Origin of the sequence: Pseudomonas sp. PDM02 (assembly GCF_014852285.1) — a bacterium.
GTDB classification, from domain to species: domain Bacteria; phylum Pseudomonadota; class Gammaproteobacteria; order Pseudomonadales; family Pseudomonadaceae; genus Aquipseudomonas; species Aquipseudomonas migulae.
Genome location: NZ_JACVBL010000002.1, coordinates 117,605 through 132,376, shown reverse-complemented (window position 1 = coordinate 132,376; position 14,772 = coordinate 117,605). Strand labels below are relative to the sequence as shown.

Here is a 14,772-nt window from a genome sequence, read left to right as displayed (position 1 = left end):
ACGTCGATAAACCTCGGACTTGAGGAAATGCTGAAACGTTTCACATATTTTCGATTCGAGGGGCTAACGCGCCCCCGCAAACACCTCCCCCAACCAATCCACAAACACCCGAACCCGTGGCGACATGTGTCGGTTGTGCGGATACAACACTGAAACCGGCATCCGTGGCGGCGGCGTGTCGAGCAGGACTTCCTGCACCAGGCCCTGGGCGATCTGCGTTTCCATTCGGTAATGCGGGCACTGGATCAAGCCCAGTCCGGCAATGGCCGAGGCGGCGTAGATTTCTGCGCCGAACACCGAGATCGCGCCCTCGATGGCGACTTCCTGCAACTCGCCATCGACCATGAATTCGAACGGGAACAACTTCGCCGTGGTGCGCGAGACGTAGTTCACAGCGCGGTGATGTTTGAGGTCTTCGAGGGATTTTGGCTCGCCGAATTTGCGCAGGTAAGCCGGGCTGGCGCAGGTGATCTGGCGCAGGTTGGCGACACGTTTGCCAATCAGCGCCGAGTCGCCGAGGGTGCCGGCGCGCAGCACACAGTCGACGCCTTCGGCGATCAGGTCGACAAAGCGGTCGGCCTCGCTGATGGACAGTTCAATGTCCGGATAGCGCTCCATGAATTGCGGCAAGGCGGGGATGACAAAACTCTTGGCCAGCGTGCCGTGCAAATCCACCCGCAATCGTCCCTTCGGCGCGACGCTGCGAAAAGCCAGTTCAGCTTCTTCCAGTTCCGCCAGCAATTGCACACAGCGCAAGTAGTACGCCTCGCCGTCCAGCGTAGGACGCACCTTACGCGTACTGCGCTCCAGTAAACGCGTACCGAGCCAGGCTTCGAACTGGTTCAGCGTGTGGGTCAGGGTTGCCCGTGGCAGGTTCAGGTCTTCGGCGGCCAGGGTGAAGCTGCTGCGCTCGTAGATCCGCACGAACACCTTCATTGCTTTGACTTGATCCATGGCGTTCGCGACCTTTGATTGTTGGCGATTATTGAACAGTCAAGGCAACTCTCGTGCATTTATCAGCCTGAGTAAACATGTGAGTCTGGCTTCACCCCAAACGGACCCCCTCAAAGGATTCACCGCCATGACTACTCAAACTTCGAAAGTTGCGATCGTGACCGGCGCCTCCCGCGGCATCGGCGCCGTGATCGCCAAACAACTGGCCAGCGAAGGTTTCGCCGTCGCCATCAACTACGCCAGCAGCGCCACTGAAGCCTCAAAGCTGGTCGTTGAACTGCGTCAGGCCGGCCATCAAGCCATAGCGATCAAGGCAGACGTGGCCAATGCCGACGATGTACGCCGGATGTTCGACGAAACCGAAACGCAACTGGGCAAAGTCGATGTGCTGATCAACAACGCCGGCATCCTCAAAGTGATGCCGCTGGCGCAGCACACGGACGAACTGTTCGACCAGAACTTCAACATTCACGCTCGCGGCACTTTCAATACGTTGCGTGAAGCGGCGACCCGTTTGAACAGTGGCGGCCGGATCATCAACTTCTCCAGCAGCACCGTCGGCATGAACCTGCCGGGCTACGCCGTGTACATCGCCAGCAAAGCCGCGGTGGAGTCCCTGACTCAGGTGTTCGCCAAGGAAATGCGCGGTCGCAACATCACCGTCAACGCCGTTGCGCCTGGCCCGGTGGCGACCGATCTGTTTTTGCACGGCAAGAGCGAGGAGCAGATCCAGACCTTCGCCAAGATGCCGCCGCTGGAGCGCCTGGGGCAGCCGGAAGACATTTCGCGCGTTGTGTCTTTCCTGGTCGGCCCGGATTCGGCGTGGGTCAATGGACAGATTCTGCGGGTGAATGGCGGGTTGGTTTAAGCTGCTATGTAGGCAGGATTAACGCCTTCGCGGGCAAGCCTCGCTCCTACAGTTTGGTGTCACTCCTGTAGGAGCGAGCGGTGCGACGATTCGACTTGCCCGCGAAGGCAGCCTCAAACGCAACACACTTCTGAAGGGAGGAACGCATCATGCACACCACGATCATCATCACCTTCGGCCTGGTCCTCCTGGCGCTGATGCTGTTCATCGGCGAGAACATCGGCTTCAGCCGCCAGACGCTGACCTACAGCTTCATCGTGTTGTGGCTGGCCCTGACGATGATCAACGGCGCCATCGGCGTGGTCACCGCCGGCCAGTCCGTGACCACGGAGCTGGTGGTCGGCAGCATCGTGTTCAGCATCCCGGTGGCGGCGCTGGTGTTGTTCATGGTGATGAGCAGCGAGGCCTGAGCTCAACGCACCAGGTGCAAAAACTGCAGGTGCCGCTCGTACTGATCGAGGATGTCGTTGATGACCTGGTCCTTGGTGTAACCCACCAGATCGTAGTCCTGACTGCCCTCGCTCAGGTGCACTTCGGCCCGATAATAACGGCGATTGTTGAGTTGCTTGGGACCCATGCCGCCACGGGCGAATGACGGCGTGAAGTAGCCACGCATCTGCACCTGATAGATGAACGGATGCTGCTCGCCGTGACCGATTTCCAGGCTGACGCTGTCGTTCGCCGGATCGGGTTGAGTGATCACGTTCAAACCCTTCTCGACGAACACCGCCGACACCTCTTCAATCGCCGGGCGCACCGTCGTGTCGAGGAAGCGATAGACCTCATCCCGCGACGGGAAATGCACCGCCTGACTCAAACGCTGACGCCAACCGCCGCGCCGCGATCCGGACACCGGCGCCAGGGAATGCAGCTGCGCGATCTGCTTCTGCGACTCCAGGTAAAACGCTTTGTGCAGGCCCCACATCATCAGCAGCAAGATCATTGAGAACGGCAACGAAGTCAGCACCACCGCTGACTTCAGCGCATCGATGCTGCCCGAAAACAGCAGCGCACTGGTGACCAGCGCGGTCATCGCGCCCCAGAACACCCGCAGCCATTTCGGCCCGTCTTCATCCGGGTTGCCGCCCTTGGCCGAGAGTGTCGACAGCACCACGGTGCCGGAATCGGCCGAGGTGACGAAGAACACGAAGCTGATGAACACCGTGACCGCAATCACGGTTTTGCTCCACGGATAGGTTTCCAACAGCAGGTACAGCGTCATCGACGGGTTGTCGATGGCCGACATGCCGAGCGCGCTCATGCCGTGGTTAAGCACCTGGTCGATGGCGCTGTTGCCGAAAATCGACATCCACGCCAGGGTGAAACCGAGCGGGATCAACAGTACGCCGAAGACGAATTCGCGGATGGTCCGGCCACGGGAAATCCGTGCGATGAACAGGCCCACGAACGGCGACCACGCGATCCACCACGCCCAGTAGAACACCGTCCAGCCGCCCAGCCAGTCGCTGGGTTTGTCGTAGGCGTAGAGGTCGAAACTTTTCATCGGCAAGGCGCCGAGGTAGTCGCCGAGGTTCTGGATCAAGGTGTTGAGCAGGTGCTGCGTAGGGCCGGCGAACAACACGAACAGCAGCAGCGCACAGGCCAGCAGCATGTTGATGTCGGACATCACCCGCACGCCTTTATCGACGCCGGCCACTGCGACGATGATCGCCGCGCCCATCATCAGCGTGATCAGGCCGACCTGAATCCACTGGGTGTGAGCGATGCCGAACAGGTAGTCCAGACCCGAGTTGAGGTGCAACACGCCGAAGCCCATGTCGGCACCGAGGCCGAACACCGTGGCGATGATGCCGAAGCCATCCACCGCATAACCGATCGGGCCGTTGATGCGTTTGCCGATCAGCGGATAGAGCGCCGAACGCAAGGCCAGCGGCAGGTTATGGCGGTAAGCGAAGTAGGCCAGCGCCATGCCGACGAAGGCAAACACGCCCCAGCCGTGCAGGCCCCAGTGCAGAAACAGAATCTGCATCGCCTGGCGCGCCGCGTCCGCTGTCCCGGCCTCGCCTTGCGGCGGTTGCAACAGATGGGTCAGTGGTTCGGACACGCAAAAGAAGAACAGCGTGATGCTGATCCCGGCGGCGAACAGCATGCCGGCCCAGGACAGGTAACTGAATTCGGGCTCGTCGTGGTCGGCACCGAGCTTGATCTTGCCGTAGCCAGACAAGGCGGTGACCACCACGAAGACCAGATACAGCGTCATCGCGAGCATGTAATACCAGCCGACCGTATTGGCCGCCCAGTTTTGCGCTTGCAGCAACCAGGCGCCGGCTTGTTCAGGCATGGCAATAACGACGATACCGAACAGAAAAATAAACGTCGCCGAGAAGTAAAACACCGGCGGATTCATGCGGATCTGGCCGCTGGCGGGGGTGGACGATGCACTCATGAAAGGTGCACCTCGAGGGGGTGAAACCGGGCAATCAATAACGGACTCGGCAAGGGCAAGCCTCCTGTTGTGAGCGGGCAGCAAACCGACGGTTTAACTTGAATGAGCGTTCAAGTTAAACATGGATAGGGGGCTAAGGACTAATCGCAGGGCTCGGCGGTCGTGTTCGTACGCTAGCTCAAGGATGGGTATGACGCGGGGTTTTGGGGGATTTGTTCAGGGGGGAATTGGGTGGATGCCATTGTCTCGGATCGGCTTGAAACCATTCGCGGGCAAGCCTCGCTCCTACAGGTTTTGTGTTGTTCATAGATCTATTGTTCGACACAAAACCTGTAGGAGCGAGGCTTGCCCGCGAAGGCGTCTGGAAGGCCGCTAAAGCTTTCGGGCCTTACTTCTGCGTCCCATCATCATGCTGCAAATTCGCCTGTGTCAGGTTGGCCCCTGCCGGAACGCTACGCGTCAGCCAAACGTTGCCGCCAATAGTCGAGCCCTTGCCGATGGTGATCCGCCCCAGAATGGTCGCACCGGCATAAATCACCACATCGTCTTCAACAATCGGATGTCGCGGATGGCCCTTCTGCAACTGGCCGTCTTCATCCGCCGGGAAGCGTTTGGCGCCCAGGGTCACGGCCTGATAAATCCGCACACGCTCGCCGATGATCGCGGTCTCGCCGATCACCACGCCCGTCCCGTGATCGATGAAGAAACTGCGGCCAATCTGCGCGCCCGGGTGAATGTCGATACCGGTCGCCGAGTGCGCGATTTCTGCACTGATCCGCGCCAGCAGCGGCAGCCCGGCACGGTACAAATGGTGGGCGAGGCGATGGTGAATCACCGCCAGAATCCCCGGATAGCACAGCAGCACTTCATCGACGCTGCGGGCCGCCGGGTCACCGTGATAGGCCGCCAGCACATCGGTGTCCAACAGGCTGCGCAGGCCCGGCAGGGCGAGTGCGAAGTCCTGGATGATCTGGATCGTTTTGGCTTCGACTTCAGTGTCGGCCGAGGCACTGTGGCGAGCGGCGTAACGCAGTTCGAGCCGTGCCTGCCCCAGCAATGCATTCAACGCGACGTCCAGCGTGTGACCGACGTAGAAATCTTCACTCTCTTCACGCAGGTCGACCGGCCCCAGGCGCATCGGGAACAACGCCCCGCACAACGCTTCAAGAATCTCCGCCATGGCCGCTCGGGAAGGCAACTCGCGGCCACCCTGCTCGCCGCTGGCGCGGCCGTTTTGTGCACGCCACTCGTCACGCGCCGTGCGCAGTTGGCTGACGATGGTCTGCAATTGCCAATGGCTGGAACGCTCGCTCACGGTAAAAACTCCACACGGGCGGCCGGACTGTCTGGCCGCACTGACGGCGATTACTTTACGGCAAGGTCTGGAAACCGAATTAAGAACTGATTGTGCTGTGCTCAGCACTTTTGGCTATAAGTAATCTTGCCGGTTGCCCATGCATTTGGGCGTGCCTATAGTCCTGACATCTCTCACCGCCAGTACGGACCCATGATCAAACAACAGCTCGCCCGTTTTGACCGCCTCGATCTGCTCGGCCACCCGACCCCTCTGGAAAAACTCGAACGCCTGTCAGCCTGGCTGGGCCGCGACGTGTACGTCAAACGCGATGACCTGACGCCGCTGGCGATGGGCGGCAACAAGCTGCGCAAACTCGAATACCTGGGCGCCGATGCGCTGGCCCAGGGCACGGACACGCTGATCACCGCCGGCGCGCTGCAATCCAACCACGTGCGCCAGACCGCCGCCCTCGCCGCCAAACTGGGCCTGGGATGCGTAGCGTTGCTGGAAAATCCTCTGGGCACCGAAGACGCCAACTATGTCGGCAACGGCAATCGGCTGCTGCTTGACCTGTTCGATGCCAAGGTCGAGTTGGTGGACAACCTCGACAACGCTGACGAGCAACTGGAAGCATTGGCCGCACGCCTGCGCAGCAACGGCAAAAAGCCATATCTGGTGCCGATTGGAGGCTCCAATGCGTTGGGCGCCTTGGGTTATGTTCGCGCCGGGCTGGAATTGGCCGAACAGATCAAGGACACCGGCCTGACTTTCGCCGCCGTCGTGTTGGCATCGGGCAGCGCCGGGACCCACAGCGGCCTGGCGCTCGCGTTGAGCGAAGCACTGCCGGATTTGCCAGTGATTGGCGTGACGGTTTCGCGCAGCGAAGAAGATCAGCGGCCGAAGGTTCAAGGCCTCGCCGAGCGTACCGCAGCACTGTTGGGCGTCAGCCTGCCAGCGAGCTTCAAAGTTGAGTTGTGGGACGAATATTTCGGCCCGCGCTATGGCGAGCCGAATGCCGGGACGTTGTCGGCGGTAAAACTGGTCGCGAGCCAGGAAGGCTTGTTGCTGGACCCGGTGTATACCGGCAAGGCGATGGCGGGGTTGCTGGACGGGATTGGGCGTCAGCGTTTTGATGAGGGGCCGATCATTTTCCTGCACACCGGTGGGGCGCCGGCGTTGTTTGCCTACGATTCGGCTTTTTAAGAGCGCTTTGCGCTCTATCGCCAGCAAGCCGGCTCCTACAAGTTCGTGTCGTTAAGAAATTTATAGTCCGACACAAACCCTGTAGGAGCCGGCTTGCTGGCGATAGCGGTCTACCTGACGCATATTCCTTTAAAGAATAACAAACGCAATATTTATTATTTTCCTATCTATAAGCACCGTCATATAGTCACGCCGCAGGCGAATTTGCAGCGAGACGCATACGCTGCTTTAGGGCAGGATATCGCAGTCGTCCAAATCCCGATTTTGCCAACATTCCTAAAAGCGTCTTCATAAGAAATCACAGGGGCTTGTCATGAATTTTTCCGCACTACGTCGAAATCTGCTGGTGGGTTCGCTGGGCCTGGCGCTAAGCGCCGGTCTGCTGGGGCAAGCGGTTGCCGGTGAGCAGCTGCAAAAAATCAAGGACGCTGGCGTGATCAACGTCGGCCTGGAAGGCACTTACCCACCGTTCAGCTTCGTTGACGCCGACGGCAAACTGACCGGCTTCGAAGTCGAGTTCTCCGAAGCCCTGGCCAAAGAGCTGGGCGTGAAGGTCAAACTGCAACCGACCAAATGGGACGGCATCCTCGCGGCGCTGGAATCCAAGCGTCTGGACGCAGTGGTCAACCAGGTGACCATCTCCGAAGAGCGCAAGAAGAAGTATGACTTCTCCGAGCCGTACACCGTTTCCGGGATTCAGGCGCTGGTGCTGACCAAAAAGGCTGCGGAGCTGAACATCAAGTCTGCCGCCGACCTGGCTGGCAAGAAAGTCGGCGTAGGCCTGGGCACCAACTACGAGCAGTGGGTTAAAGCCAACGTGCCGACCGCTGACGTGCGCACCTACGAAGATGATCCGAGCAAGTTCGCAGACCTGCGTAACGGCCGCACCGACGCCATCCTGATCGACCGCCTCGCCGCACTGGAATACGCCAAGAAGGCCAAGGACACTTCCGCCGCCGGCGAAGCGTTCTCCCGTCAGGAAGCCGGTATTGCCCTGCGCAAAGGCGAGCCTGAGTTGCTGGCAGCAGTGAACAAGGCCATCGACAAGCTGCGTGCCGACGGTACGCTGAAAAAGCTTTCGGAAAAATACTTCAGCGCTGACGTCACCAAATAATGGGAGAAGCTTTCCAACTTGCGCTGGACTCCGCGCCCTTCCTGCTGAAGGGCGCGTACTACACGGTAATCCTCAGCCTGGGCGGGATGTTTTTCGGCCTGGTGATGGGGTTCGGCCTGGCGTTGATGCGCCTGTCGCGCTTCAAACTGGTGAGCTGGCTGGCCCGCATCTACGTGTCGTTCTTTCGCGGCACGCCGTTGCTGGTGCAACTGTTCGTGATCTATTACGGCTTGCCGCAACTGGGTATCGAACTTGATCCGCTGCCGGCGGCCCTGATCGGCTTCTCGCTGAACATGGCCGCCTACGCCTGCGAAATCCTGCGTGCCGCGATCAGCTCCATCGAGCGTGGCCAGTGGGAAGCCGCCGCGAGTATCGGCATGACCCGCGCGCAGACATTGCGCCGGGCCATCCTGCCGCAAGCGATGCGCACGGCATTGCCGCCGCTGGGCAACAGCTTCATCTCGCTGGTCAAGGACACGGCGCTGGCCGCCACCATTCAGGTGCCGGAACTGTTCCGTCAGGCGCAGCTGATTACCGCCCGGACTTTCGAAATTTTCACCATGTATCTTGCCGCCGCGCTGATCTACTGGGTTCTGGCCACGGTGCTCTCGCACCTGCAGAACAAGCTGGAAGAGCGGGTCAATCGGCACGACCAGGAGTCCTGACCCCATGATTGTCGTGGAAAAACTGACAAAGCAGTTCAAGGGTCAAGTAGTGCTTAACGGCATTGATCTGGAAGTGAAGGAAGGCGAGGTAGTGGCAATCATCGGGCCGAGCGGCTCGGGGAAAACCACGTTCCTGCGTTGCCTGAACTTTCTCGAAGAACCCTCCAGCGGCCGGATCAAGGTCGGTGACATCGAGATCGATGGCAGCCGCCCGTTGAACCAGCAGCAGGGCCTGGTGCGGCGCTTGCGTCAGCACGTCGGCTTCGTGTTCCAGAACTTCAACCTGTTCCCGCATCGCACCGCCCTGGAAAACGTCATCGAAGGCCCGATCATCGTCAAGAAGATCGCGCACGCCGAAGCCGTTGCCCTGGGTAAAAAGCTGCTGGCCAGGGTTGGCCTGGCAGGCAAGGAAGACGCGTACCCGCGACGTCTTTCCGGTGGACAGCAACAGCGTGTGGCGATTGCCCGTGCGCTGGCGATGGAACCGGAAGTGATTCTGTTCGACGAACCCACCTCGGCACTCGATCCGGAGCTGGTGGGTGAAGTGCTGGCGACCATCCGCAGCCTCGCCGAGGAGAAGCGCACCATGGTCATCGTGACCCACGAAATGGGCTTTGCCCGCGACGTGGCCAACCGCGTGGTGTTTTTCGACAAGGGTGTGATCGTCGAGCAAGGCGAAGCAAAAGAATTGTTTGCCCATCCGAAAGAAGAACGGACAAAACAGTTTCTCAGCAAGTTCCTGAACAACGCTCAACACTGAGCAGCCATAACAGCGACATAAACTTCCACGGATGGAAGTTACATCGAAACTTCATACCCCCTTCAACCGCCACTCAAACCACTCTTACAATTTATCCCTCTTTCAATAATCGCGTGCGGTACATATATATGTCCTGCGACAGATTATCCTCGCCTAAAATCCACAAAACACTTGCGCATTGCCACACGAACAACCGGCGCCTCCCGCCTCAAAAAACCGCTGATTCGGTGGGTATGTTCGACAAGTCGATGGGGCTTCCGGACCTGAAAGCGTAGGAACTTTCTGAATAACGAAAGATTCGTTACTTAACTAACCAACTCTATTGACACTTATTCCAGCGCACTCTTATCTAGTCTCCGGCAAACGAACTCATCACGTTCAATCGTTGTTCATACGCAAGTAATGAGTCGTTTGTGGCTCGGCCAATCAGTTCTTTCAGAAACGGACTTCGCTGCAAGACTTCAAGGAGAAACCCATGAAACATATTTCGAAAAAACCCGAACTTGCGGCACCGACCGTGGAGCAATCCCACCGGAGCGGCATCAACATCACCTCGGCTTCTCACCTGCTGATCGCCGTCGCGCCTTATCCCGGCATGGACGAAGGCGACTTGATCGAACTGTTCTGGGACAACTGCTACGTGGCCTCCAGAGTGCTGAACACCCTGGACGTCGGCAAATCCGTCAGCCTGCGCGTGCCGCAAAGCTTCATCGCCAACGGCTCCTCTCGCATTCACTACCGGCTGATGCAGGTCGGCCATGGGCCAGCGCTGTCACCGACAACCTGCGTGCAGGTCAAGCTCGACTGCCCGGGAGGCCAGCCCTCTGCCCTGTACGGCGATGAAATCCAGAGCCTGGCGCCGGTGAGCATTCCCGAAACCATCCGCCGTCAGGGCGTCAACCCGAACCAGATCAAGCGCGGCGTTCCCTTGACCATCGAGCCGTACCTGAACATGGCCATCGACGATGAAATCACCCTGCGCTGGGGCGATGTGCGCATGGACCTGCCACGGCTCAAGGCCGGCGATGTGGGCCAGCCGATTCAGGTCTGGGTGCCGCCGGCGATCATTCTTGAAGCCGGCGAAGACCTGCGGCTGGAAGTGACCTACTGCATCCTCGACCGCGTGGGTAATAACTCTCGCTGGGCGCCGGCGCGTACGTTGAAGATTGGTTGTGCCAATCCGTATCTCAAAATCCCGCAGAGGGAAGTGCTCATGGCCGCCGAACCCCGAAAAAATTGAGATCCATACCATCCCCTGTAGGAGCGAAGCTTGCTCGCGAAAAACGATAACGCGTCGTGTCAGAACTGACGCCTTCGCGAGCAAGTCGGATCGCCGCACCGTTCGCTCCTACAAAAGCCGACCGCTGGGTGTTTCTGTTGCTACAAGAACAAAGTGTTGCCCTGCGTACAGTTGCTCACGACACACTTCTATCCATATTCCTAAAAGTTAGTTTATTTAATTTTTATACACGCTTAGGGTATATAAACCGGACCACCGGACATTCTTGTTTTTACTTCGCCGCATCCATCGCGGCGTTCCATGAGATGTGAGGTAGGTATGGTCCGGAACACAATCACCCCAGTGCAGATCGCCAGGGCATTGCGTGCAGCAGCCAAGGAGCGGCACTGATGTCCAGTCTGGCAGATGCAATCGTCCAGAGTGATCTGGACATCGCCCCGTTGTTGTTGCCCGCTCAGGTTTTGCGCAACGACGCACAAGCCATCAAGGCCGCCCATGAGCTGGCGCAGGTCGCCCGCCAACAAGCGGCTAAACGCGACCGTCAGCGCAAGCTGCCCTGGTCGGAAATCGAACAGTTCACCCGCAGCGGCCTGGGCAGCATTGCCATCCCGCGTGAATACGGCGGCCCGCAGGTTTCGTTCGTCACCCTGGCCGATGTTTTTGCGATCATTTCCGCAGCCGACCCGGCATTGGGACAGATCCCGCAGAACCAGTTCGGCATTCTCAACCTGGTGCTCGACAGCGCGACCGAAGCGCAGAAAAAACAGCTGTTCAAAAGCGTGCTCGAAGGTTGGCGCATCGGTAATGCCGGGCCGGAGCGCGGCACCAAAAACACCCTGGAACTCAAGGCACGGATCACCGCCGACGGTGACGGATTTGTCATCAGCGGGCAGAAGTTCTACTCCACCGGCGCCCTGTTCGCCCACTGGGTGGCAGTCAAGGCGCTGAACGACGACGGCAAGCAAGTGCTGGCCTTCGTCCGTCGCGGCACACCGGGTTTGCGAATCGTTGATGACTGGTCCGGTTTCGGCCAGCGCACTACCGCCAGCGGCACCATTTTGCTCAACAACGTGCGGGTCGACGCCGAGCTGGTGGTGGATAACTGGAAGATCAACGACAAGCCGAACATCCAGGGCGCCGTCTCGCAGCTGATTCAAGCGGCCATCGACGCCGGCATCGCTCGCGGCGCCATCGACGACGCCATCGAGTTCGTGAAAACCCGCGCCCGCCCATGGATCGACGCCAAGGTCGAACGCGCCAGCGATGATCTTTATGTGATCGCCGACATCGGCAAACTGAAAATCGAACTGCACGCCGCTGAAGCGCTGCTGCGCAAAGCCGGGCAGGTACTCGATCAGGTCAACGCCGCGCCGCTCACTGCCGAGTCCGCCGCCCGTGCCTCGATTGCCGTGGCCGAAGCCAAGGTGCTGACCACCGAGATCTCGCTGCAGGCCAGCGAAAAGCTCTTCGAACTGGCAGGCAGCCGCGCCACCCTCGCCGAATTCAACCTCGACCGCCACTGGCGCAACGCCCGTGTGCACACGCTGCACGATCCGGTGCGCTGGAAGTATCACGCCGTCGGCGCCTATCACCTCAACGGCACGCTCCCCGCTCGCCACTCCTGGATTTAACGACCAGACACCTGGAGAAACACATGACAATTTCTCACCACGTCGCGGTCATAACCAGCGATGAGCAAGCCCTGATCGTCGCCAGTGACCTGGCCGAAGACTTCAAACGCGACAGCGCCCTGCGCGACCGTGAACGCCGTTTGCCGCACCCCGAACTGGAAGTGTTTTCCCGCTCGGGCCTATGGGGCATCAGCGTGCCAAAAGAGTACGGCGGCGCCGGGGTTTCCAACGTCACGCTGGCCAAGGTGATCGCCTTGATCGCCCAGGCTGACGGCTCCCTCGGACAAATTCCGCAGAACCATTTTTACGCCCTCGAAGTGCTGCGCGTGAACGGCAGCACCGAGCAGAAAAAACGTCTCTATGCAGAAGTGCTGGCCGGCCAGCGTTTCGGCAATGCACTCGCCGAACTCGGCACCAAAACCGCCCACGACCGCGTCACCAGTCTGACCCGCGACGGTGACGGCTATCGCATCAACGGCCGCAAGTTCTACGCAACGGGCGCGATCTACGCGCAACGCATCCCGACCTCGGTGGTGGATGAAAACGGTGTGCAGCAACTGGCGTTCGTTCCGCGCGACAGCAAAGGGCTGACGGTCATCGACGACTGGAGCGGTTTCGGCCAGCGCACCACCGGCAGCGGTTCGGTGGTGTTCGAAGACGTCTTTGTGGCCGCCGAAGACGTGATCCCGTTTCAAAGCGCCTTCGAACGCCCGACTCCGGTCGGCCCGTTGGCGCAGATTCTTCACGCCGCCATCGACACCGGCATCGCCCGCGCTGCCTATGAAGACGCGCTGCATTTTGTGCGGACCAAAACCCGTCCATGGATCGACGCCACACACGAAAAAGCCATCGACGACCCGTTGACCATCAAGAGCTTCGGCCACCTGAGCATTCGTCTGCACGCCGCCGAAGCCCTGCTGGAACGCTCCGGTGAATTCCTCGACAAGGCTCAAGCCGAGACCAACGCACAGACCGTTGCCGCCGCGTCGATTGCCGTCGCCGAAGCCCGCGCCATCAGCACTGAAATCTCCCTTGCCGCCGGCAGCACGCTGTTTGAACTGGCCGGCAGCCAGGCGACCCTGATCGAACACGGACTGGATCGCCATTGGCGCAACGCTCGGGTGCACACGCTGCACGACCCGGTGCGCTGGAAGTATCACGCCGTGGGCAACTACTACCTCAACGATGAAAACCCTCCGTTGCGAGGGACCATCTGATGGCCGGTGAGAAAAAAAAGATCCTGCTCAACGCGTTCAACATGAACTGCATCGGGCACATCAACCATGGCTTGTGGACGCACCCACGGGACACTTCGACTCAATACAAGACCATCGAGTATTGGACTGAACTGGCGCAATTGCTGGAGCGCGGATTGTTCGACGGCTTGTTCATCGCCGACATCGTCGGCGTGTACGACGTCTACCAGAACTCGGTGGACGTGCCGCTGAAAGAATCGATCCAGCTGCCGGTCAACGATCCGTTGCTGCTGGTCTCGGCGATGGCGGCGGTGACGAAAAACCTCGGTTTCGGCCTGACCGCCAACCTGACGTATGAACCGCCGTACCTGTTCGCCCGACGCATGTCGACGCTCGATCACCTGAGTCGCGGCCGGGTCGGCTGGAACATCGTCACCGGCTACCTCGACAGCGCCGCCAAAGCCATGGGCCTGAGCGAACAAGTCGAGCACGACCGTCGTTACGACCAGGCCGACGAATACCTCGAAGTGCTCTACAAACTCTGGGAAGGCAGTTGGGAAAACGGTGCGGTGCTCAATGATCCGCAGCAACGGATCTATGCGCAGCCCGACAAAGTGCACAAGGTCGAACACAAGGGCGAGTTCTATCAGGTCGAGGGTTATCACCTCTGCGAACCTTCGCCGCAACGCACGCCGGTGCTGTTCCAGGCCGGCAGTTCGGATCGCGGTTTGCTGTTCGCCGGGCGCCATGCCGAGTGTGTGTTCATCAGCGGCCAGAACAAACCGTCGACCAGGGTTCAGGTGGACAAGGTGCGCGCCAGCGCCGTTGAAGCGGGGCGCAATCCTGAGGACATCAAGGTGTTCATGGGGCTGAACGTGATCGTCGGCGCCACCGAAGAGCTGGCCTGGGCCAAGCACGCCGAATACCTGAGCTACGCCAGTGCCGAGGCCGGCGTGGCGCATTTCTCGGCATCGACCGGGATCGATTTTTCCGAGTACGCCATCGACGAACCGATCCAGTACGTGAAGAGCAACGCGATTCAATCGGCAACCAAAAACCTGCAAAACAACGACTGGACCCGGCGCAAATTGCTTGAGCAACACGCGCTCGGTGGCCGCTACATCACGGTGGTCGGTTCACCTGAGCAAGTGGCCGATGAGCTGGAATCCTGGATCGCCGAAACCGGGCTGGATGGCTTCAACCTGACACGAATTGTCACGCCGGAAAGCTATGTGGATTTCATCGAACTGGTGATTCCCGAGTTGCAGCGGCGTGGGTCGTACAAGACCGCTTATGACGACGGCAGCCTGCGGGAGAAGCTGTTTCACGCAGAGGCGCATTTACCTGAGCAACACACCGGCTCCGCGTTCCGCCGTTAAAAGCTTCGCGAGCAAGCTTCGCTCCTACAGGGGATCGCAGTGCCTTTGTAGGAGCGAG

13 protein-coding genes are annotated in these 14,772 nt (G+C 59.6%); 10 read left to right on the top strand and 3 right to left on the bottom strand.

What is annotated here, in order from left to right; all coding sequences use genetic code 11:
* Window positions 1-63: 63 nt before the first annotated feature.
* The gene (locus IB245_RS04125; protein ID WP_192226731.1) at window positions 64-954 is read right to left on the bottom strand and encodes a LysR family transcriptional regulator; all 891 of its coding nucleotides are present in this window, start codon (window positions 952-954) and stop codon (window positions 64-66) included.
* Between the two features lie 127 nt (window positions 955-1,081).
* Between IB245_RS04125 and IB245_RS04120 the strand changes: the two genes are divergently transcribed.
* The gene (locus IB245_RS04120; protein WP_192226729.1) at window positions 1,082-1,822 is read left to right on the top strand and encodes an SDR family oxidoreductase; all 741 of its coding nucleotides are present in this window, start codon (window positions 1,082-1,084) and stop codon (window positions 1,820-1,822) included.
* Between the two features lie 149 nt (window positions 1,823-1,971).
* Complete coding sequence (locus IB245_RS04115; protein ID WP_008032471.1) at window positions 1,972-2,232, top strand: hypothetical protein; 261 nt, start codon at window positions 1,972-1,974, stop codon at window positions 2,230-2,232.
* 2 nt (window positions 2,233-2,234) lie between these two features.
* On the opposite strand, the gene betT is transcribed toward IB245_RS04115, so the two are convergent.
* Both betT and epsC read right to left on the bottom strand, forming a co-directional pair.
* The gene (betT, locus tag IB245_RS04110) at window positions 2,235-4,190 is read right to left on the bottom strand and encodes a choline transporter BetT (protein WP_192227008.1); all 1,956 of its coding nucleotides are present in this window, start codon (window positions 4,188-4,190) and stop codon (window positions 2,235-2,237) included.
* 427 nt (window positions 4,191-4,617) lie between these two features.
* Complete coding sequence (epsC, locus tag IB245_RS04105) at window positions 4,618-5,544, bottom strand: serine O-acetyltransferase EpsC (protein WP_008032476.1); 927 nt, start codon at window positions 5,542-5,544, stop codon at window positions 4,618-4,620.
* Window positions 5,545-5,736: 192 nt separating this feature from the next.
* Between epsC and IB245_RS04100 the strand changes: the two genes are divergently transcribed.
* From IB245_RS04100 to IB245_RS04065, 8 genes are all read left to right on the top strand, one after another.
* On the top strand, window positions 5,737-6,729 hold the full coding sequence (locus IB245_RS04100) for a D-cysteine desulfhydrase (RefSeq protein ID WP_192226727.1): 993 nt from the start codon (window positions 5,737-5,739) through the stop codon (window positions 6,727-6,729).
* 313 nt (window positions 6,730-7,042) lie between these two features.
* On the top strand, window positions 7,043-7,843 hold the full coding sequence (gene tcyJ, locus IB245_RS04095) for a cystine ABC transporter substrate-binding protein (RefSeq protein WP_008040169.1): 801 nt from the start codon (window positions 7,043-7,045) through the stop codon (window positions 7,841-7,843).
* On the top strand, window positions 7,843-8,508 hold the full coding sequence (gene tcyL, locus IB245_RS04090) for a cystine ABC transporter permease (protein WP_008032482.1): 666 nt from the start codon (window positions 7,843-7,845) through the stop codon (window positions 8,506-8,508). The genes tcyJ and tcyL overlap by 1 nt, the downstream gene beginning before the upstream one ends.
* Before the next feature lie 4 nt (window positions 8,509-8,512).
* Window positions 8,513-9,268, top strand: a complete 756-nt coding sequence (gene tcyN / locus IB245_RS04085) for an L-cystine ABC transporter ATP-binding protein TcyN (RefSeq protein WP_192226725.1) — start codon at window positions 8,513-8,515, stop codon at window positions 9,266-9,268.
* A gap of 475 nt (window positions 9,269-9,743) precedes the next feature.
* Window positions 9,744-10,508 (top strand): hypothetical protein, encoded by a 765-nt coding sequence (locus tag IB245_RS04080; protein ID WP_192226723.1) that lies wholly within the window; start codon window positions 9,744-9,746, stop codon window positions 10,506-10,508.
* 389 nt (window positions 10,509-10,897) lie between these two features.
* Window positions 10,898-12,139 carry an SfnB family sulfur acquisition oxidoreductase gene (locus IB245_RS04075; protein ID WP_192226721.1) on the top strand — a complete coding sequence of 414 codons (1,242 nt, stop codon included), beginning with the start codon at window positions 10,898-10,900 and terminating at the stop codon, window positions 12,137-12,139.
* A 23-nt stretch (window positions 12,140-12,162) separates the two neighbouring features.
* Complete coding sequence (locus IB245_RS04070) at window positions 12,163-13,356, top strand: SfnB family sulfur acquisition oxidoreductase (RefSeq protein ID WP_192226720.1); 1,194 nt, start codon at window positions 12,163-12,165, stop codon at window positions 13,354-13,356.
* Window positions 13,356-14,714 (top strand): LLM class flavin-dependent oxidoreductase, encoded by a 1,359-nt coding sequence (locus IB245_RS04065; RefSeq protein WP_192226718.1) that lies wholly within the window; start codon window positions 13,356-13,358, stop codon window positions 14,712-14,714. Before IB245_RS04070 ends, IB245_RS04065 begins: the two co-directional genes overlap by 1 nt.
* The last annotated feature ends 58 nt before the right edge of the window (window positions 14,715-14,772 follow it).